General features: G+C 73.8%; 22 protein-coding genes and 2 pseudogenes. 14 read left to right on the top strand and 10 right to left on the bottom strand.

Annotation, left to right across the window (positions count from 1 at the left end; all coding sequences use genetic code 11):
- Positions 1 to 119 precede the first annotated feature (119 nt).
- A complete protein-coding gene (locus GEV43_RS43740) occupies positions 120 to 737 on the top strand; it encodes a LysE family translocator (RefSeq protein ID WP_160826515.1) in 618 nt (205 codons plus the stop codon).
- Complete coding sequence (locus tag GEV43_RS43735) at positions 737 to 1423, top strand: B3/4 domain-containing protein (protein ID WP_160826514.1); 687 nt, start codon at positions 737 to 739, stop codon at positions 1421 to 1423. The genes GEV43_RS43740 and GEV43_RS43735 overlap by 1 nt, the downstream gene beginning before the upstream one ends.
- A 73-nt stretch (positions 1424 to 1496) precedes the next feature.
- On the opposite strand, the gene GEV43_RS43730 is transcribed toward GEV43_RS43735, so the two are convergent.
- Positions 1497 to 2273, bottom strand: a complete 777-nt coding sequence (locus tag GEV43_RS43730; protein WP_206681691.1) for a cytochrome P450 — start codon at positions 2271 to 2273, stop codon at positions 1497 to 1499.
- A gap of 184 nt (positions 2274 to 2457) precedes the next feature.
- A complete protein-coding gene (locus tag GEV43_RS43725) occupies positions 2458 to 2820 on the bottom strand; it encodes a hypothetical protein (protein ID WP_160826512.1) in 363 nt (120 codons plus the stop codon).
- A 123-nt stretch (positions 2821 to 2943) separates the two neighbouring features.
- On the opposite strand from GEV43_RS43725, the gene GEV43_RS43720 reads away from it, so the two are divergent.
- The 3 genes from GEV43_RS43720 (at position 2944) to GEV43_RS43710 (ending at position 4479) form a co-directional block, all read left to right on the top strand.
- Positions 2944 to 3624 carry a TetR/AcrR family transcriptional regulator gene (locus GEV43_RS43720; protein WP_160826511.1) on the top strand — a complete coding sequence of 227 codons (681 nt, stop codon included), beginning with the start codon at positions 2944 to 2946 and terminating at the stop codon, positions 3622 to 3624.
- A gap of 181 nt (positions 3625 to 3805) precedes the next feature.
- Positions 3806 to 4183 (top strand): hypothetical protein, encoded by a 378-nt coding sequence (locus tag GEV43_RS43715; protein ID WP_160826510.1) that lies wholly within the window; start codon positions 3806 to 3808, stop codon positions 4181 to 4183.
- Entirely contained in the window at positions 4075 to 4479 is a 405-nt protein-coding gene (locus GEV43_RS43710; RefSeq protein ID WP_160826509.1) for a GNAT family N-acetyltransferase, read from the top strand. Before GEV43_RS43715 ends, GEV43_RS43710 begins: the two co-directional genes overlap by 109 nt.
- An 8-nt stretch (positions 4480 to 4487) precedes the next feature.
- Here the strand turns inward: GEV43_RS43710 and GEV43_RS48830 are convergent, their stop codons facing one another.
- Both GEV43_RS48830 and GEV43_RS56825 read right to left on the bottom strand, forming a co-directional pair.
- Complete coding sequence (locus GEV43_RS48830; protein ID WP_375539156.1) at positions 4488 to 5165, bottom strand: hypothetical protein; 678 nt, start codon at positions 5163 to 5165, stop codon at positions 4488 to 4490.
- A gap of 125 nt (positions 5166 to 5290) precedes the next feature.
- A pseudogene (locus GEV43_RS56825) lies at positions 5291 to 5638 on the bottom strand (MFS transporter); the annotation flags it as partial.
- A gap of 145 nt (positions 5639 to 5783) precedes the next feature.
- Here GEV43_RS56825 and GEV43_RS43700 point away from each other — a divergent pair.
- Together GEV43_RS43700 and GEV43_RS43695 are read left to right on the top strand one after the other, a co-directional pair.
- Positions 5784 to 6542, top strand: a complete 759-nt coding sequence (locus GEV43_RS43700; protein ID WP_160826508.1) for a DeoR/GlpR family DNA-binding transcription regulator — start codon at positions 5784 to 5786, stop codon at positions 6540 to 6542.
- 111 nt (positions 6543 to 6653) lie between these two features.
- A complete protein-coding gene (locus GEV43_RS43695) occupies positions 6654 to 7166 on the top strand; it encodes an HAD-IA family hydrolase (RefSeq protein ID WP_309240363.1) in 513 nt (170 codons plus the stop codon).
- Positions 7167 to 7193: 27 nt separating this feature from the next.
- Here GEV43_RS43695 and GEV43_RS43690 read toward each other — a convergent pair whose 3' ends face one another.
- The 4 genes and pseudogenes from GEV43_RS43690 to GEV43_RS56820 form a co-directional block, all read right to left on the bottom strand.
- On the bottom strand, positions 7194 to 9056 hold the full coding sequence (locus GEV43_RS43690; protein WP_160826507.1) for a hypothetical protein: 1863 nt from the start codon (positions 9054 to 9056) through the stop codon (positions 7194 to 7196).
- Complete coding sequence (locus tag GEV43_RS43685) at positions 9020 to 9856, bottom strand: hypothetical protein (protein ID WP_160826506.1); 837 nt, start codon at positions 9854 to 9856, stop codon at positions 9020 to 9022. Before GEV43_RS43685 ends, GEV43_RS43690 begins: the two co-directional genes overlap by 37 nt.
- Positions 9853 to 11373 carry a cytosine permease gene (locus tag GEV43_RS43680; protein ID WP_160826505.1) on the bottom strand — a complete coding sequence of 507 codons (1521 nt, stop codon included), beginning with the start codon at positions 11371 to 11373 and terminating at the stop codon, positions 9853 to 9855. Before GEV43_RS43680 ends, GEV43_RS43685 begins: the two co-directional genes overlap by 4 nt.
- 125 nt (positions 11374 to 11498) lie before the next feature.
- Positions 11499 to 12505, bottom strand: a pseudogene (locus GEV43_RS56820) (phosphotransferase family protein).
- A 199-nt stretch (positions 12506 to 12704) separates the two neighbouring features.
- Between GEV43_RS56820 and GEV43_RS43670 the strand changes: the two are divergent.
- The 6 genes from GEV43_RS43670 to GEV43_RS43645 all read left to right on the top strand — a co-directional run bounded on the left by GEV43_RS43670 (position 12705) and on the right by GEV43_RS43645 (position 16817).
- A complete protein-coding gene (locus tag GEV43_RS43670) occupies positions 12705 to 14003 on the top strand; it encodes an acyl-CoA dehydrogenase family protein (protein ID WP_160826504.1) in 1299 nt (432 codons plus the stop codon).
- Positions 14000 to 14656: a TetR/AcrR family transcriptional regulator gene (locus GEV43_RS43665; RefSeq protein WP_160826503.1), complete on the top strand. Its 657-nt coding sequence runs from the start codon at positions 14000 to 14002 to the stop codon at positions 14654 to 14656. Before GEV43_RS43670 ends, GEV43_RS43665 begins: the two co-directional genes overlap by 4 nt.
- Positions 14657 to 14675: 19 nt before the next feature.
- Positions 14676 to 14816 (top strand): hypothetical protein, encoded by a 141-nt coding sequence (locus tag GEV43_RS43660; protein WP_160826502.1) that lies wholly within the window; start codon positions 14676 to 14678, stop codon positions 14814 to 14816.
- 459 nt (positions 14817 to 15275) lie between these two features.
- Positions 15276 to 15596 carry an Lsr2 family protein gene (locus GEV43_RS43655; RefSeq protein ID WP_160827017.1) on the top strand — a complete coding sequence of 107 codons (321 nt, stop codon included), beginning with the start codon at positions 15276 to 15278 and terminating at the stop codon, positions 15594 to 15596.
- 520 nt (positions 15597 to 16116) lie between these two features.
- Entirely contained in the window at positions 16117 to 16281 is a 165-nt protein-coding gene (locus GEV43_RS43650; protein ID WP_160826501.1) for a hypothetical protein, read from the top strand.
- A gap of 38 nt (positions 16282 to 16319) precedes the next feature.
- On the top strand, positions 16320 to 16817 hold the full coding sequence (locus GEV43_RS43645) for a hypothetical protein (protein WP_160826500.1): 498 nt from the start codon (positions 16320 to 16322) through the stop codon (positions 16815 to 16817).
- A gap of 131 nt (positions 16818 to 16948) precedes the next feature.
- On the opposite strand, the gene GEV43_RS52790 is transcribed toward GEV43_RS43645, so the two are convergent.
- Both GEV43_RS52790 and GEV43_RS43640 read right to left on the bottom strand, forming a co-directional pair.
- The gene (locus GEV43_RS52790) at positions 16949 to 17350 is read right to left on the bottom strand and encodes a hypothetical protein (protein ID WP_241684500.1); all 402 of its coding nucleotides are present in this window, start codon (positions 17348 to 17350) and stop codon (positions 16949 to 16951) included.
- Positions 17351 to 17376: 26 nt separating this feature from the next.
- Positions 17377 to 18411 carry an MFS transporter gene (locus tag GEV43_RS43640; protein ID WP_241684499.1) on the bottom strand — a complete coding sequence of 345 codons (1035 nt, stop codon included), beginning with the start codon at positions 18409 to 18411 and terminating at the stop codon, positions 17377 to 17379.
- A 168-nt stretch (positions 18412 to 18579) separates the two neighbouring features.
- On the opposite strand from GEV43_RS43640, the gene GEV43_RS43635 reads away from it, so the two are divergent.
- Positions 18580 to 19185, top strand: coding sequence for a TetR/AcrR family transcriptional regulator (locus GEV43_RS43635; RefSeq protein ID WP_160826499.1), 606 nt, complete (start codon positions 18580 to 18582; stop codon positions 19183 to 19185).
- The last annotated feature ends 54 nt before the right edge of the window (positions 19186 to 19239 follow it).

Raw genomic sequence — 19239 nt, 5'->3', positions numbered from 1 at the left:
CACACCTTGATCACCCTCGCGAGACCGCCCCGGACCGGTCCACCGCCCCGGCCGCCGCCCCGCCCAACGGGCGGCCGGGAGCCCTGGTACCTTGATCGGCTCACGACGCGGGAGGCCGTATGAGCATCGAGTTCCTGGTGACGACACTCGTCATCGTCGCCACGCCCGGGACGGGCGTCCTCTACACCCTGGCAGCGGGCCTCTCGCGCGGGGCGCGCGCGAGCGTCGTCGCCGCCGTCGGCTGCACGCTCGGGATCGTCCCGCACGTCCTCGCGGCCGTCACGGGGCTCGCCGCGGTCCTGCACACCAGCGCCGTCGCGTTCCAGACGCTGAAGTACCTCGGCGTCGCCTACCTGCTCTACATGGCGTGGGCGACGTTCCGCGACAAGGGGACGCTCGCCGTCGAGGAGGACGGCGACGAGGCGCCGAGGTCCGCGCTGCGCGTCATCGGCTCCGGCGTCCTGATCAACATCCTCAACCCCAAGCTGACGATCTTCTTCTTCGCGTTCCTGCCGCAGTTCGTCAGCACCGGCTCGGCCGACGCGCTGCCGGAGATGCTCGGTCTGAGCGGCGTGTTCATGCTCGCGACGTTCGCCGTCTTCGCGGTGTACGGGGTGTTCGCCGCCGCCGTCCGCAACCAGGTGATCACGCGTCCGCGCGTCATGGCCTGGATGCGCCGGGTCTTCGCCGGCTCGTTCGTCGCCCTCGCCGGCCGCCTCGCCGTGCAGAGCCGCTGATGCACTTCCAGCACGCGCCCGCCCTCTGGGCCGCCTTCCCCGAACTCGTCCCCGGCGCCCTGCACGCCACCGGCATCACCCCCGGCGCGTCCGTCGCGCCGCAGGTCGCGAAGTACGGCGCGATCGCCGAAGCCCGCCTGGCCGAGTCGCCGGAGTCGGAGTTCCCCGAGATCCAGGCGTGGCGGCGCACGTTCTCCAAGATGGGCCTCAAGCCGACGCAGTACCGCTGCGCCTCCGAATCGCTGCTGCGCCGCTTCCGCAAGGAGAAGTCGCTCCCTTCGATCCACCCGCTGATCGACCTGTGCAACGCGGTGTCCCTGGCGTACGCGACGCCCATCGCCGTCTTCGACCTCGCCCACGTGGACGGGCACCTGGAGGTACGGCACGCGTCCGGCGACGAGTCGTACCTGACGTTCTCCGGGGAGACCGAGCACCCGGCCGAGGGCGAGGTCGTCTTCGCCGACGCGGCGGGCCGCGCGCACGCCCGCCGCTGGACCAACCGCCAGAGCGGCCTGTCGGCCGTGCGCGAGACCACGGCCGACGTCCTCATCGTCGCCGAGGCCGTCCATCCCGGGGCCGACGCCGGTCCGCTCATGGACGCCCTCGCCGCCGAGCTGGCCGCAGTCTGGCCGGTGGCCCCGCGGACCGCGCTGCTCACCGCGTCCGACCCGCGCTTCACCTTCTAGCGCGGCCTCGCGTCCGCGTGCCGGCCTCGCGCCTTCGCGCCCGGCCTCGCGTCCGCGTGCCCGGTCTCGCCGGTCAGGACGTCAGCGTGACCGGGAGGCGCGACAGGCCGCGCAGCGCGCTGTTGGTGTTCCACGCGTACGGCCCGGTGACCTCGACGCGGGACACGCGGTCGATCAGCTCGCGCAGGACGGCCTGGCCTTCCGCGCGCGCGAGGTGCGCCCCGAGGCACAGGTGGATGCCCGAGCCGAACGCCAGGTGGCCCGCGGCGTCCCGCTGGACGTCGAAGGCGTCGGGGTCGGGGAACTGCCGCGGGTCCCGGTTGGCGGCGCCGAACAGCAGGAGCACGCGCGACCCGGCCGGGATCGTCGCGGGCCCGATCTGGTGGTCGGCGACCGCCGTCCGGTAGAAGCCCTGGATCGGCGAGCTGTAGCGGAGCTGCTCCTCGATCGCGGACGGGACGAGCTCGGGCCGCTCGCGGAGCAGCTCGTACTGCTCGGGGTCGCGGGACAGGGTGAGCAGCATCGTGGACAGCAGGTTCGTGGTCGTCTCGTTGCCCGCCACCAGCAGCAGGACCGCGAACCAGAACAGCTCCTCGCCGGTGATCCCGCCCTCCTCGTTGGTGCCGTGCAGGTCGCCGAGCACGCCGTCCATGAGGCGCCCGCTCCTGATCTGGCGCTGGAGGTAGCCGTTCAGGCGCAGCAGGGCGGTGACGGTGCGCGCGAAGCGGGCCGGGAGGTCGCGGCCGAGTTCGAGCTGGAAGCCCTCGATGATGCCGTCCGACCAGCGCCGGAAGTCGTCCTGGTCCTCGGGCGGGACGCCGAGGATGTGGGCGATGATCCGTACCGGCATCGGCACGGCCAGCCGGGAGACCGCGTCCGCGCCCGGGCGGCGGCGAGGTCCGCGACCAGGTCGGCGGCGAGCCCGTCGATCACCGGGTGCCAGCGCTGGAGCGAGGGCCGGGTGAACGCGGGCAGCGCCAGCCGCCGCAGCCGGGTGTGGTCGGGGCGGTCGGTGGTGATCAGCAGCGGCAGGTTCACCCGCGTGCGGGTGATGCCCTGCGCGGAGGACAGCGCGCCGTCGGCGCGGGCGGCGGCGCGCACGGCCTCGTAGTGGCTGACGACGTAGAGGTCGCGGCGGGGTTGTAGGCGACGGGGCCGCCGTCCAGGAGCCGCCGGTACGCCGGGTACGGGTCCGCGATCACGGCGGGGTCGAGGGGGTCGTAGGCGGTCAGGTCCGCGCCGGAGGGCGCGCGGCCGCCCCGGCGGGCGCGGCGCGCGGCGACCGTGGCGCGGGCGTTGGTCACCGCGATGTCGGCGGTGGTGGTCAGGACGTTGCGGGCCTTGTCGACGGCCGTCGCGTCCTGGAGCGGCTTGCCCTGGTTGCTCATCAGTCGCACGACTGCGATCCCCCTCCGAGTTATTTACATTTATAGCGAGACTGTAAAAGCACGGGCGAGGATCGGTCAAGAGCGCCGCCTTCTACAATCGAAGCCCGACCGACCGAGCAGACGAGGGGACGCGTGCCCGAGCCGCAGGCGCCGCCACAGCCGCCCGCCCCGCCCGCACCGCCGGCGCCGCCCGCGGCGGGGCGCCGTCCGGCCGCGCGCCGCTCGCCCGAGGAGATCCGCGCGCGGATCCTCGACGCCGCCGCCGAGTGCCTGACCGACGGCGGGTTCGGCTCCGACCGGCTGCTGTCGGCCATCGCGCGCCGCGCGGGGGTCTCGCGGCCGACGCTCTACAAGTACGGCGGCAGCGTCGAGGACATCAAGGAGGCCCTGATCCAGCGCGAGCTGACCACCTTCATCGAGGTGGCCAGGCCGTGGCTGGACGAGATGACCTGGTCGGCCGACTACTTCGCCGACCTGCTGGTGTTCGTGATCGGCTACTCCCGCGAGCACCCGCTGCTGAAGGCGGCGCTGCGGACGGCGCCGCAGAACGTCCTGCCGATGTTCACCGTCCGCGCCGACCTGACGATCGACCGCGTCGCCGAGATCGCCGCCCCGGTCATCCAGGACAAGATCGACCGCGGCCGGCTGCCCCCGGTGGACGTCGACATCCTCATCGACCTGCTGTGCCGTGTCGCCCTGTCGATGGTCTTCACGCACAGCCGGGTCGACGCCGACGACCCCGAGGCCCTGCGCCGCTACCTGCGCACCGCCGTCAACTTCGCCGCCTACCTCCAGCCCGCCCCTACCCGTTGACAACAGTGAGGCAGACTGTCAATGAAAGTGGCGATGACCATGCCGGCGCGGCCACCCTCGCCGGCATGATCGCGGACGAGCGGCGCCTGCTGGCCCTGGAGGTGGACGCGGTCTTCGGGCTCGTCCCCGCCCCCGGTGGCCGGCCCGCACTGCGCGACGGGCCGGTGCGCGCGGTGCTCGCGTGGTCGCCCGGCGCGCGGCTGCTCGCCCTGGCCCGGGCACGCTCGTCCCGGGCACGCTCGTCCCGGACACGACCGTCCCGGGCACGGCCGCCCCGGACACGACCGTTCCGGGCACGGCCGCGCCGGGAACGGCCGCGCTCGACGGCGACGGCCAGGACTACGTGCCGGGCGAACGGCCGGACGTTCTCGTCCGCCTCGCCGAGGCCCTCGGCGGCGGCGCGGCCCTGGAAGGCGGCCCGAGCTACGTCTTCCCGAACGGCTCGCGGCCGTGCGGCCGTCCCCGCTGCCCGTCATCGTGTCCGACACCGCGGGCCGCGCGGCGGCCCGCCGCCTCGTCCGGCCCGGCAACTGGCCGCCCGGCGAGTGGCACGAGCTGATCGAGGGGCGGTTCGGCCAGTGGGCGATGGCCGTCCACGGCGACGAGGCCGTGTCGATCTGCCACTCGCCCGCGGCGAACGCCTCCGCCGCCGAGGCCGGGATCTGGACGCGCGAGGACTTCCGCGGCCGCCGCCTGGCCCCCGCCGTCGTGGCGGCCTGGTCCGAACGCGAGCGCCGCCGCAGGGACGTCCTCTTCTACAGCACGTCCGCCGCCAACCATGCGTCCCAAGCCGTTGCGCGCGCCCTCGGGCTGGCGCCGCTCGGCTGGATCTGGAAGGTCGTCACGACCACCTGACGAGCCGTTCAGGCGGGTCGCACCGGCTCGGTCTCGGGGTGTGCGGAGCGTTCGCGCGACGGACGCAGGACGCCGGCCGCGCAGGCGGCGACGGCGCAGCAGGCGACGGGGAGGAAGAACGTGAGGTTCAGCGGCAGGACGCCGGTCATCGGCCCGATGACGGCGGGTCCGGCGAGCATGCCGAGGTAGCCGAGCCCGGCGACGCGGGAGACGTTCGCACCGGCAGCGCCCTGGTCGGCGTGCCCGGCGGCGCTGAAGAGCTGCGGGACGCAGCCCGACAGCCCGGCCCCGAACACGGCCCATCCCGCGATGGCCGGCGGGACCCAGGGCGAGGCGGCCGCCGCGGCGAGGCCGAGCGCGGCGGCGGACGCGCCGTAGCGCAGGACGGCCACCGGCCCGACGCGCGCGGCGACCCGGTCGGCGAGCAGCCGGCCGGCGGTCATGGCCGTGGCGAACGCCCCGTACGCGAGGGCGGCCGTCGAGGCGGGCGCGTCCAGGACGTTCCGCAGGTGCAGCGCGCTCCAGTCGTTGGCCACGCCCTCGCACAGCATGATCATCAACGCCAGCGCGGCCAGCAGCCAGACGCGCCGGGACGTTCCGCGACGCGCTCCGGCGGTCGGCGCGGCGGGCGTGGTGGGCGCGGCGGGCGGGGCGGTGGCCGGCGGGCGGACGTGCTCGGGGCGCAGGAGCGCGGGGGCGGCGAGCGCGGCGGCGGCCAGTCCGAAGACCGCCGCCCGCCGAGGGTCGCCGCCGGGCTCCAGCCCCAGCCGAGCGTGCGGGCGCCGGTCAGCGCCGCGAGGACGCCGCCGATGGAGAAGGCCGCGTGGAACGCCGACATCACGGGCCGCCGGTAACCGCGCTCGACCTGGATCGCGTGGGCGTTCATGCCGACGTCCAGGCAGCCGTTGCCGAGGCCGAGGACCAGGAGCGCCGCCCCCAGCGTCCAGGCGTCCACCGCCAGGCCGGGCAGGACGACGGCCGCGCTGCACGCCGCCGCGCTGAGCGGCACGACGGCGCGGGCCCCGAAGCGGTCGGTGAGCGGGCCCACGGCCTGCATGCCCGCGAAGGCCCCCGCGCCGAGCAGCAGCAGGAGCCAGCCGAACACCGCGTGGCCGACGCCCACGCGGTGCTCGACGCTCGGGATGTGGACGATCCACATCCCCATGAGGTAGCCGTTCAGAACGAAGTAGGCGAAGGTGGCCAGCCGCCCGGCCCGCAGATGTCGTTCCACCCAACGAACGTACCGAACATTATCAAGTTGCGAAATATTGCTAAACGAACAGCAATGTTGTTCAATACGGGCCATGTCAGGCACAGATCGACTGAGGCGGATCACCGAGGCCGTCCGCGAGGCGGGCAGCGTCGGCGTCGCGGAGCTGGCCGGGCTCACCGGCGCCTCGGAGATGACCATCCGCCGCGACCTGGAGGTCCTGGCCTCCCAGGGGGTCCTCGAACGCTACCGGGGAGGCGCCAGGAGCCTGCTGCTGCGCGGCGAGGAGCCCCCCTTCGCACTGCGGGCCCGCGAGGGCCTGGAGGTCAAGCGGCGCATCGCCGCCGAGGCCGCCGGGCTGGTCGCCGACGGCGAGTCCGTGGTGCTCGACAGCGGCACCACCTGCCTGGAGGTGGCGCGGGAGCTGGAGCGGCGCAGGGTGACCGTGGCGCCGCTGTCGCTGCACGCCGTGAACGCGCTCGCCGCGGGGCCGCGCGTCACGCTGCTCGTGCCCGGCGGCCGGCCGCGTCCCGGCGAGCTGGCGCTGACCGGCCCGCTGACCGAGGCGTCGCTGGCCGCCCTGCGCTTCGACACCGCGATCATCGGCTGCTGCGGCCTCACCGCGGCGGACGGCCTGACCGCCCACGACCTGGACGACGCCGCCGTCAAGCGCGCCGCGATCTCCTCGGCCCGCCGCGTCGTCGCCGTCGCGGAGGCCGCCAAGCTCGTCCGGACCGCCCTCGCGTTCGTCGTGCCCGCCTCCGCCCTCCACGCCGTCGTCACGGACGCGACGGCCCCGGGCGACGAGACGGACCGGCTGGCCGCGGCGGGCGTGACGGTAAGGAAGGTGTGACCCCATGACCGCAACGGTGCTGTTCGACCTCTTCGGCGTCATCGCGAGCCACCAGACCAGCGAGGGCAAGGACCTGCTGGTCCGGACGGCGGGCGCGCCCGCGCCGGACTTCTGGGACGCCTACTGGGCGCTGCGCCCGCCCTACGACCGCGGGGAGGTGAGCGGGCCCGGCTACTGGCGCGAGGTCGCGGGCGCGCTGGGCACGCGCTTCGACGACGAACGGATCGCGCGGCTCGTCGCGGCCGACCTCGACGGCTGGAGCGGCGTGGACGCCGCCATGGTCGGCCTCGTCGAGGAGCTCGCCGCGCGGGGCGGCGGATCGCGCTGCTGTCCAACATCCCCGAGGAGCTGGCCTGCCGCTACGAGGAGCGCCACGCGTGGCTCGGGCACTTCGAGGTGCGGGCGTTCTCCTGCCGCATCGGCCACGCCAAGCCCGAGCCGGGCGCCTACCGGTGGTGCCAGGAGGCCCTGGGCGACCGTCCCGACCGGATCCTGTTCGTGGACGACCGCGAGGAGAACATCCGCGCGGCCGAGGCGGCGGGCATGCGCGGCCACCTCTTCACCACCCCGGACCGGCTGAGGGAGCACCTCGCCCGAGAGGACGCCCCGCAGAGCCCGCGGTGAGCACACGCGCGCGGGGGCCGCACGCGCTCAGGGAGCCGCCGTGACGGTGAGGGCGGGCCGCAGGACGGGCGGGGCGGTCAGCCCGCTCGGGTCCAGGCCCTTCTGCTGGGACGTGCCCGCGTAGTAGCGGTTCGCCGCCGACGAGGCGACCAGGACGTGGAGGACGTTGCCGGACGGGCGGAGGAGCCCGGCGGGGACCGGGCACGTGATCGGGCCCCACCCGAAGCGGCCGAGCGACGTCCCGTTGAGGACGATCTCGGCGCTCGTGCAGACCTCGGGCACGTGCAGCTCCCACCCGGCCCCGTCGGCCCCATCCGCCCCGCGAGCCCCGTCGAGCCAGTCGGTCCGGCCGTCCGGGACGTCGAACGCGGTCGCGTAGTCGCCGACGCCGGAGAAGCGCGGGAGGCCCTGCCGTTCCCAGCCCTCGTCCACCCGCACCGGACGGGCCGGGCCGCCGGCGGCGAGCGTCCAGCCGGAGTCCAGGACCAGGTCGCGGGGGACCTCGGCCGGGCCGTCCGCCAGGTGGAGGCAGGCGAGCTCCCACGGGCCGAGCGTCAGGCGGAGCGCGCCGCCGAGCGGGACCGGCGGGTCGATCTCGCCGGTGTCGGCGTGCCAGCGGGTCAGCCTGGACGGCAGCGACGGCGGACGGACCGTGACGGTCTGCGGGACGCCGGTGTCGTTGAACAGGGCCAGCCGCGTGCCGTCCGCGTCGCGGGCCTCGTCGCGCCAGACGGTGCGGGACGGGTCGTCCGCCTCGACCGTGCGCGGCAGGTACGAGCGCAGCCGCGCGTCCGCCTCGGCGGCCGTGGGGAGGGCCGGCCAGGACGCGGTGGGGGAGAGCGGGCCGGCGTCGCCCGACCGCTGGGTCCGCTCGGGCGGGCCGCCCGAGACGAGCAGGACGCCTCCGGCGTCCGTGAAGGCGTTCACGGCGGCGATCGTCGCGTCGTCCTCGACCACCGACGCGGCGGGCAGCACCAGCACGCGGTAGCGGCGGTCGCCCAGGACGAGGCGCCCGTCCGCCGACCGGGCCGAACGCAGGTCGCGCTCGTCGATGAGGTGGAACCCGTAGCCCTCGCGGGCCAGGTGCTCGGTCCAGAACGCGACGTGCCCGCCGTACGGGTGCGACGGGCCGCCCGCCCACGCGGTGCGCAGCGGGTAGAGGACCGCGACGTCCGTGCGGGGCCGCACGCCGTCCAGGAAGGCGGACAGGCGGCCGGACTCCTCGGCGAACGCCCGGTGGTACGGGAACCAGGGCTCGTAGTTCACGCCGGGCGCGAAGTCGAAGCGCGGGTTGGCGAAGATCTCCTCGCGGTCGTCGCCGTCCGTCTGCCAGAACGCGTGCATGAGGATCTGGCGCGCGCCGAGGAGGTGGTGCCGGATCGCGGCGGCGCGCAGGTCGCGCAGCGTCAGCTCCCACCGGCCCGCGCCGAAGTGCGTCCCGGCGAGGGTGCGGGCGAAGTACTGCTCGACGATCGTGCGGTCGCGCCCGCTGGAACGGGCGACCGAGTCGCCGAACGCCGCGCTGACCTGCGGGTGCTCGTTGCGGGCGTCCACGGCGGTGCGGTCGCGGAAGCGGTCGAGGCCGAAGTGGTCGGCGCCGAAGTTGGCGCGCGCGTCGTCCGCGACGATCGTGGACGTCGGGTCCCAGGTCGAGACGTAGCCGAGCACCTCGTGCCCCGACAGCTCGATGCCGTGCTCGCGGCACCAGCGCGAGAGCGTGCCGAAGAACGACTCGATGCCCCGCGCCGCGTACGCCTCGAAGAAGTCGCAGCGGCGGGCCGCCGTCCCGGGCCCGACGTCGTACACCAGGTCCAGGAGGGACGTGCGGGAGGAGACCAGGCCCGGCGCGTACATCAGGGACGAGCCGACGTGCCCTCGTGCTGCCGCCACCGGAAGAAGCACGCGTGCGGCTGGTCGAAGAAGGCGTACCTGACCGTCGTCCCGAAGTGCGGCCCGAACGCCTCGGCGTACGGCTCGTAGCTCACGTCGAGGAAGCGCTCGGCCGCCTCGGGGAGCAGGTAGTTGATCATCCGGCTGGTGGCGCAGCGGGCGGCGAGGAAGACGGTGAGGGAGGAGCCCGGCGGCACGGCGCCGGGCGGTACCGCGGCCGTCGCGCCCTCGCCGGACGCCGCGGTGAGGCGGGCGTCGGCGGTCACGTCGCGGACGTCGGCGCCGTCGTGGACGAGGGCGGCGACGATCTCCCACTCGTCCCAGCGCGGCGCGCCGCCCTCGAAGACCCAGTTCATGCCGGGGTCGAGGAGGTACTCCACGTCGGTCGGGCGGATGCCGTCCACCGTGCACTCGGGCCCGCGCGACGTCGACCAGAACAGGTGCCGCTCGCGCAGCTCGCCGCGGCCCTCGACCGTCCGCCCGCCCGCGTGCCCGGACAGCCAGTTGTACTCGTCGTACACGCCGATCGTCAGCCCGCGCCGCGCCGCCTCGTCGGCGGCAAGGCGGCAGGCGGCGAGGTAGGCGGGGCCCAGGTAGTCCGCGAGCGGGAACGCCATACGCGCCTGGATCTGGAACGCCTTGTACCCGGCGTCCGCGATCCGGCCGACCTGCGCGCGGACCTCGTCCGGCGTCGGGACGCGGTGCCAGAACCAGTACGTGGCGGGGGCGTGCCACTCGTCCGGCTCCGCCCACGAGGACGGCGGGACGGGCGCGCCCGGCGCCGGGCCCGGGGCGGTCATCGGACGACCGCCTCCCGCTGCTCGGGTTCGGCCGGCTTGGACCGGTCGCCCGGCACCTGGAACCTGAGCCCGTACGTCAGCAGCGCGTAGAGCGCCGCACCGATGATCATCGCGATCACGACGCCGAGGTTGGTCTTGGCGACGATGCCGTCCTGCGCGCCGGACGGCAGCAGGAACCCGACCACCTCGCCGATGTTGGGGTCGGACGAGGTGACCAGGCCGAGCCCGACCACCGAGGCGGCGACCAGCGACACCAGCGCGGTCCAGCGGCCCGAGCGGCCGCCGTACCCGGCGGGCAGGGCCATCGAGACGTCCCAGCCGAGGCGGCGCTGCCGGACGAAGTCCAGGAGCTGGATGCCGCCCATCGTGCCCATCGGCACCGCGATCAGCGCGAGGAACGCCTGGAACGTCGCCAGGAACGAGTCCGAGACGAACAGCAGGTAGAACGCGCCCGCCGAGATCAGCACCATGTTGATCACGGTCGTCCCGGCGCGGGAGGTCGGCACGCCGATCGCGAGCAGCGCGAGACCGGAGGAGTACAGGCCCGTGATCGCCGCCGCGACGAGCGAGATGACGATGACCACCGAGAACGGGATGAAGAACCAGAGCGGCAGCAGCTCGGTCAGCGCCGCGATCGGCGCGTCGGCGGCCTTGGCGCCGAGCGAGGGGTTGGTGCCGGCGAGCAGCACGCCGAGCACCAGCAGCACGGCGACGGGCAGGGTGATGCCCCCGGCCGTCCAGCCGATCACGCCGCGGGCCCGCGTGCCGCGCGGCAGGTAGCGGGCGAAGTCGCCGCCGTAGTTGAGGAACCCGAGGCCGACCATGGTCATCGCCATGATGACGCCGCCGACGAACGTCCAGAACGAGCCGTTTCCGGTGTCGCCGAGCCGCGACCAGTGCACGTGCGGGATGATCAGCCCGATGAACACGAGCGTGAAGGCGCCGGTGACCCAGGCGATCCAGTTCTCGATCCGGACGATGAACCGGTGCCCGAACACCGCCGCGACCACCGTCGCGGCCAGCACCACCACGAACCACAGCACGATCGCCGGGGTGGTGCCCGTCCCGTCGGACTTCGCGAACGCCGACGGCCACAGCCGGGCGAACAGCGCCGCGCCCGTCGTGGACGCGAGCGTGATGATCGTGACCTTCCAGCCGACGTTCGACAGGTAGGCGAAGAACGCCGGGACGCGGTTGCCGTGCAGCCCGAACGCGAACCGCGTCTGCGTCAGCGTCGGCAGCCCGGTCCGGGGCCCGCCGACCGCCAGTACGCCGACCAGCAGGGACGACAGCACGTAGCCGAGGATCCCGGCCACGATGGCCTGCCACGCGCTCAGCCCGAGGCCGAACACGAAGATCCCGTAGCCGACGCCCATGATGGACACGTTCCAGGAGAACCAGACCCCGAACAGCCCGCGCGGCGTGCCGCCGCGCTCGGCGTCCGGAACCGGGTTGACCCCGTTCTTCTCGATGGTGCTCGCGGAGGGATTCCGTGGCGCCGCACCCTGTTCGCTCATGCCCGTTGGAACCGGCGTCACCGTCCGTCTCTTCCCGTTACGGACTGTCCGATATGCCACGCGTCACGCGACGCACGTCACTGCGGTGGCCTCCGTCACACGGCCCGCCGCGCCCGGATGCGCGGTCAGGACGCGATGAACGCCTCGGCCCGGCGGAACAGCCCCAGGGTGATGCCGTGCAGCAGGTCGCCGGTCTCCTTCGGCGCCTTCCCGGCGAAGGCGCGCGCGTGCGTGCCCTCCAGGACGATGCCGAGCTTGAAGCACGCCAGCACCGCGTACCAGGTGATGGACGACAGGTCGCGGCCCGCCGTCGCCGCGCCCCGTTCGGCGTAGGCGGCGACCAGCTCGGCCCCCGAGGGCAGGCCGCCCGCCGCGCCGAGCGGCCCGGCGAGCCGCGCGCTCTCGTCGCCGTGGTCCGGCCAGGTCGCCAGGAGCCAGCCGAGGTCGAGCAGCGGGTCGCCGATCGTGCACATCTCCCAGTCGACGATCGCGGCGACCTTGGGCCCGCCGAACCCGTACATGAGGTTGGCCAGGTGGTAATCGCCGTGCATGATCCCGGGGCGCCAGACGGCGGGACGGTTCGCCTCCAGCCACGCCGCGACCTTGTCGAGGCCGGGGATGTCGGGCCGGGGTAGCCGTCGAGCGCGGAGTAGGACTCCAGCTCCGACGTCCAGCGGCCGACCTGGCGCTCCAGGAACCCGTCCGGCCTGCCGAAGTCGCCGAGGCCGGCGGCCTCGTGGTCCACCGCGCCGAGCGCGGACAGGGCGCGGGCGGCGTTCAGCCCCATCGCGTGGCGGACGGCGGCGTCGGAGGCGTGCGGCTCGGGCAGGCTCACCGAGGCGTTGAAGCCCTCGACCGGTGTCATCAGGTAGAACACCGCGCCGCCCATGACCTTCTCGTCCGGGCAGGACGCGATGATCCGCGGCGCGGGGACGCCGGTGCCGTCCAGCGCCGACAGCACGCGCGCCTCGCGGCGGAGCACCTCGTTGGTCTTCGCGCGCAGGTGCTCGGGCCCGCGCCGCAGCACGTAGCCGGCGCCGCCGCGCCGGAACCGGACCAGGGTGTTCTGCGTGCCGCCGGTCAGCCTCGCGACGTCCTCGAACGGCCCGCCGGGCAGACCCCGCTCGTCCATCCACGCGGCCAGGACGGCGAAGTCGACGAGCGCGGGGTCGATGTCCTCTGGCTGCTGCACGGCGGCTTCCTCACTGGCTGGCGCGCGGTCCTCGCCGGGCGCGTGGTCGTACTGGAGGGTAACAGTCATGCGCTTGCATTAATCCTTCAAGTGCGCTCATTATGTCGTTCAGCGACGCCGCCAGCACCGGGAGGCCGACATGGCGTGGGACTTCGAGACCGACCCCGGCTACCAGGAGCTGCTCGACTGGGCCGACGCGTTCGTCCGCGAGGAGGTCGAGCCGCTCGACCTCGTGCTCGGCGACCCGTACGACAAGGCCGACCCCCGCTACAAGGCGCTCGTGCGCCCCCTCCAGGAGCAGGTCAGGGAGCGCGGCCTGTGGGCGTGCCACCTCGGCCCCGACCTCGGCGGCCAGGGCTACGGGCAGGTCAAGCTGGCCCTGCTCAACGAGATCATCGGCCGTTCCCGCTGGGCGCCCTCGGTGTTCGGGTGCCAGGCGCCCGACTCCGGCAACGCCGAGATCCTCGCCCACTTCGGCACGCCCGAGCAGAGGGAGCGCTACCTGCGCCCCCTGCTGGACGGCGAGATCTCCTCGTCCTACTCGATGACCGAGCCGCACGGCGGCGCCGACCCGACCCTGTTCACCACCCGCGCCGAACGCGACGGCGACGGCTGGGTGATCAACGGGGAGAAGTGGTTCTCCTCCAACGCCCGGCACGCCGAGTTCCTCATCGTCATGGCCGTCACCAACCCGGACGTGAGCGCCTACCAGGGCATGTCGATGTTCATCGTCCCCGCCGGGACGCCCGGCCTGACCACCGTCCGCAACGTCGGCGTCGGCCCCGAGCGCGACGGCGGCGGCTCGCACGGCTACCTGCGGTACGAGAACGTCCGCGTCCCCGCCGCGAACCTGCTCGGCGAGGAGGGCGGCGCGTTCGCCATCGCCCAGACCCGGCTCGGCGGCGGCCGGATCCACCACGCCATGCGCACGATCGCGCAGGTCCGCGCCGCGTTCGACATGATGTGCGAACGGGCCGTGTCGCGCGAGACCCGGTTCGGGCCGCTCGCCAAGCTCCAGATGACCCAGGAGAAGATCGCCGACAGCTGGATCGAGATCGAGCAGTTCCGGCTGCTCGTGCTGCGCACCGCCTGGCTCATCGACCGGCACGGCGACTACCGGCGGGTCCGCAAGGACATCGCCGCCGTGAAGGCCGCCATGCCGAAGGTCCTGCACGACGTGGTGCAGCGCGCGATGCACCTGCACGGCGCGCTCGGCGTGTCGAACGAGATGCCGTTCGCCGGGATGCTGCTCGGCGCCGAGGCCCTCGGCATCGCCGACGGCCCCACCGAGGTCCACAAGATCACCGTGGCGCGGCAGCTCCTGCGCGGCCACAGGCCCGTCGAGGGCCTGTGGCCGAGCGCGCACCTGCCGACGCGCCGCGCCGCCGCCCGCGAGCGCTACGCCGAGGCGCTCGAACGCGCCGTGGGCGACGAGTGAACGACACCCGGGAGCGCCTGCTGGCCGCCGCCCGGCGGCTCTACGCCGAACGCGGCCTGGACGCCGTCAGCCTGCGCGAGATCAACCAGGCCGCCGGGGCCCGCAACGCGACCGCCGTCCAGTACCACTTCGGCGACCGCGCCGGGATCGTCAGGGCGATCTTCGAACGGCACGGCCCCGAGGTGGAGGCGCGGCGGCACGCGCTGCTGGACGCCTGGGAGGCGGCGGGCGAGCCCGACGTCCGCGGGCTCGCCGCCGCGCTCGTCCGCCCCATGGCCGCCCGGCTCGCCGACCCCGGCGGCCGGGAGTTCCTCCAGCTCTGGGCCGACGCGGTCAACCGGCCCGAGCCGCTCATCCCGTCCGCCGCGTTCGACGACCCCGGCGACAGCCTGTGCCGCTGGCGCGCCCTGGTCGGGCCGCTGCTGGAGGAGGACGCGGCCCGGCTGCACCGCCGCTTCACCGCGATCCAGTACGCGCTGATCGAGCTCGGCCGCCGGGCCCGCTCCGGCCCGCACGCCGACGACCGGCTGTTCACCAGCTACCTGATCGACGTGGTCGCCGCCATGCTGTCCGCGCCCGTCTCGGCCGAGACCCGCCGCCTCGCCGCCGAACGCGACGCCGCCCGCGGCCTCCCGTCCCGTCCCGCCCGGTAGGGGAGCGGCGGATCAGATCGTGCCGTCGGCGGCGAGCGCCCGGACCGCGCCCGGCGTCTCCGACAGCTTCGGGAACACGTTCTGCATCGGGACGTCGCCCCCCGCCCTCCTCGGCCGCGCGGGCGGATTCCCGGGGGCGACGGCGTACGACCGCGCCTGATCCGGCCTCGTGGGAATGCGGGGTCCGCTGGGGCCGAGTCGTACGCCCTTTCGCCGCTGCTTTTCTTCTCCGGCACGGCCGCATCGACGCGGCGAGAACAGTGCGGTGAACGGCTGCGAAGGAATGCGGTGAAGCACGGCGCAGGCGCGGGAACGGCGGAGGCGGGCGACCCGTTCCCCCTCGGGGCCCGGGACGAAATGGCCGGGTACGGGCGATGCCATTGACCGGAGTGTCTTCTTTGCGGCGGCGCGGTCTTCGGTCGGCTTGACTGCTCGGGGTGATCATGGGTACATCGAAGGCGTACATTGAGAACAGCGGCCTTCGCCGGCATGGCGCGGCCTCACTCGCGGCTCCGCATTCGCGAAGACGCGCGGGAGGCGGGTGTTTCGACATGGCCAACGGATCCGCAGCGTGATCGGCTACTGTTCTTCGAACGGCGACAACGAGAAGGAGCAAGGCATGGCCCAGAAGGTGCAAGTCTCACTGGTCGATGATCTGGACGGCGGAACGGCGGCGGAGACGGTGTCGTTCGCGCTCGACGGGCGCTCGTACGAGATCGATCTCAGTAAAAAGAACGCCAAGAAACTGCGCGCGGCCGTCGCGCCGTTCAAAGACCGCGCCCGCAAGGCGCGCTCCTCCCGTCCGCAGGCAGGGCGCGCGGCCCGCAGCCGCGAGCGCAGCGCCGAGATCCGCGAGTGGGCGAAGTCGGCGGGCATCAAGGTCAACGAACGCGGCCGTATCCCGGCGAACGTGGTCGAGAAGTACGAAGCGGCGCACTGAATGCGGTGAAATCCCGGCCTGCCGCCCCGCGGTTCCAAGCGGCAATGGCAGCATTTCCCGCACGCGGGCCTTCCCCAATGGCGGTCCCGTTCGCCCGCGCGGGCCGCGCGCCCGGCGGCGGGACGGACCGATGGGTGCGAGCGGACGCCGCAAGCGCGGGGCCGCCGGCATGGGGTGGGCGGCGGAAGGCGGCGGCGGCTTCGGGCGGTGGCCGCGCGCCGCGGCGTTCGGCGCTGTGGTTCCGGAGCAAATTCTTCCTTGCGGTCCTTCCGGACTTGTCACCGCCATGACAAGCGAACCGCCCGCCACAACGACAACTGAGTGATCGTTTCCGGGGCCTTGTCGGAAGTCGATAGAATTGCGGCGAATCTCACCTCCGGGCTTGCTTTCTCTGATCTCCGGAGTAGAAACATTGAGTATTCCGGGTGGTCAAGGAGAGTGTCACCGCCGCCGGAGTCGGGGGCGCGCGCGGGTCGGCCGCGCGCGAACGCAGCACCGCCCTCGTCGAGGAGGACCCCCCATGAAACGTCCGTTCAAGGCGGTCGCGCCGCTCGCCGCGGCAGCCGCGCTGGCCGCGGCGGCGGCGCTCCCGGCCGCCGCCGCGGGCACCGCCACGATCCACGAGGACACGGCCGCCGGAGCGCCGTACTCGGGAACTACCAGGTCTCCACCGTCGGCCCGCTGAACTTCGCCATCACGTTCCTCGGCTTCAAGATCACCTCAGTGTGCGAGGGCGCCACCCTGCGCGGCACCCTCACCTCCAGCGGCGGCGGCGCTCTGACCGCCGCCTCGATCGGCGCGTGCCGCACGTCCAACGGGATGAGCTCGCCGGCGATCACGCTGGAGAACATCCCCGCCAACACCGGGCAGGTCACCTACGCCCCGGTCGCCGGCGGCCGGGACGGCGTGCTCGCCATCCAGGGCGATCTCACGTTCAAGCTGGAGGGCGAGTTCCTCGGACGCGTCCGCACCTGCTACTACGGGTTCCGCACCGGCGGCGCCGACGGGCTCGCCTTCGACATCTACAACCGCGACAACCCCAACCGCCCCCTGCCGGACGACGACGCGCAGGGCCGCATCGTCAACGTGACCCTGGTGAAGCTGCCGGGCAGCGACGGCCTCTGCGCGTCCAACGGCACCGGCGCCGGCAACGCGGTGGCCCGCGGTGAGACGGCGCCGGGCTCCGGCGTCTTCGACCGCAAGCTGTACGTCACCGAATAGCCGCGACGCGTTCCCGCCCCAGGTACGCCGAGGAGACGGGTCCGGGAGAACGATCCGGGCCCGTCTCCTCCGCCGCCTTCAGAGGCGCCTGAGCCGTTCGAGGCGGGCGGGCGCCGCGCGGGACGGACGGCTCACGAGGCGGACGCGGTGGGCGCGGTGGGAGCCGGTTCCTGTGCGGCGGGCGCCGTGGGCTTCCCCCGCAGCGGGACCTCCTTGACGAGCAGGGACGCGACGAACGCGACGGCGCAGAGGGCGGCGGCGACCAGGAAGATGTGCCGCGTCCCCTCCGCGGTGCCGGCGGCGGTGAGGTGGGAGCCGGGCATCGAACGGGAGAACAGCGCCCCGAACACCGCGACGGCGAGCGAGCCGCCGAGCGTCCGGAACAGCGTGACCGCGGCCGAGGCCGCGCCGAGGTCGCGCATCTCGACGCTGTTCTGCGCGATGGTCATCGTCATCTGCATCGTGAAGCCGAGGCCCGCGCCGACCACCGCCATGAACGCCCCCGTCGCCACCCGCCCGGTGCCGGCGCCCATGGTGGCCAGCAGCAGGGTCCCCGCGGTCAGCAGCGCCGTGCCCGCGACGGGAAGACCTTGTAGCGGCCCGTGCGGGTCATCACCTTCCCGGCGATCTGCGACCCCAGCGGTATGGGAAGCAGCAGCGGCAGCAGCAGCGCGCCGGAGCCGGACGCCGTGGCGTGCTGGACGGTCTGCTGGAACAGCGGCAGGTACAGCGAGCAGCCGAACATGACCGCGCCGGTCGCGGCCACCACCACCGAGGCGACCGGCAGGTTGCGGTCGGAGAAGATCCGCGGCGGCAGCACCGGCTCGGCGGCCCGCCGCTGCGAGCGGGCGAACGCCGCGAGTCCCGCGACCGCCGCGGCGGCGAGCCCGAGGATCTGCGGGGACGTCCACGCGTAGCGGACGCCGGCCCAGGAGGCGGCCAGCACGGTCGCGCCGATCGTGACGGTCAGCAGCGCGATGCCGGTCCAGTCGATGCGCACCCGGGCCGTACGGGCGGGCAGCCGCAGCATGACCTGGACCCAGGCGAAAGCGATCAGCCCGAGCGGGACGTTGATGTAGAACGCCCACCGCCAGCCGAGGTGGCCGGTGACGAGCCCGCCGACCAGCGGCCCGCCGATGGTGCCGACCGCCATCATGGCGGCCGTCATGCCCTGGTAGCGGCCGCGCTCGCGGGGCGGCACGAGGTCCGCGATCACAGCGAACGCGCCGACGGCCAGACCGCCCGCGCCGAAGCCCTGCACGGCCCGCAAGCCGATCAGCTGGCCCATCGACTGGGCCGCGCCCGAGGCGACCGAGCCGACGAGGAACACGGCGATCGCCAGGAGGAACACCCGCTTGCGGCCCTTCAGATCGCCGATCTTGCCCCACAGCGGCGTGCCGACCGCGGTGGCGAGCGTGTAGGCCGTGACCACCCAGGACAGGTGGTCGGCCCCGCCGAGGTCGCGGACGATCGTCGGCATCGCGGGGCCGACGATCGTGTTGTCGAGCATCGCCAGCAGCATCCCGAGCATCACGCCCAGCAGCGTCAGGCGGACGTGCCGCGGCCCGGCGGCGGTGTCGTCGTTCGCGGACATGGCGCATCACTCCTTCCAAGGGAGTCGAGGGGGGTCGAGCGGAGCGGAGGCCGGAGCGGGGAGCCGCGAGTGGCTCCGGGTCCGGCCCGTCCACCGTAAGTGAAACCGCTGAGAAGATGCAACCGTTCAATTTTTCCATCCGTTCCATGTTGGCGCTACGATGGGCGGGTGACCGAGACGATGGGGCGCCGCGAGCGCAAGAAGGCCGCCACCCGCAAGGCTCTGGCGGACGCCGCGCTGGACCTGTTCCTGGAGCGCGGCTACGACGCGGTCGGCGTGCGGGAGGTCGCCGAGGCCGCCGACGTGTCGGTGACCACGCTGTTCAAGCACTTCCCGGACGGCAAGGAGGCGCTGGTGTTCGACATGGACGCCGAGCGCGAGGCCGACCTCGTCGCCGCCGTCCGCGACCGCCCGGAGGGCGAGTCGATCCCGCGCGCGCTCCGCCGGCGGCTGCACAGCGCCGAGGCCGAACGGCGCCGCGCCCATCCGCGCTTCGACGACTTCCACGCCCTCACCGACAGCACCCCCGCGCTGCGCGACTACGCCCGCCGCATGTGGCTGCGGCACGAGGCCGCGCTGGCCGCCGCGATCGCCGAGGACGTCGGCGTTCCCGCCGACGATCCCGTCTGCGCCGCGCTCGCCCACTTCGCCCTGGAGACCGTCGCGCTCAGCGGCGTCCGCGGCGATCCGGAGAGCATCGACCGCGTCTTCGCCCTCCTGGAGAACGGCTGGACCGCCACCATGGGCGACCCCGGCAAGCCCTCCCCGCCCTGAACAAGCCCGACCCACCCCCGCCCCCGGCGTCCCGGTATCCGCGGACGCGTCCCC

The organism is Actinomadura sp. J1-007 (assembly GCF_009793335.1).
In the GTDB taxonomy this organism is placed as follows: Bacteria; Actinomycetota; Actinomycetes; order Streptosporangiales; family Streptosporangiaceae; genus Spirillospora; species Spirillospora yumaensis.
The sequence above is the reverse complement of the archived record's forward strand: the minus strand, read 5'-3'. Positions and strand labels throughout refer to the sequence as shown.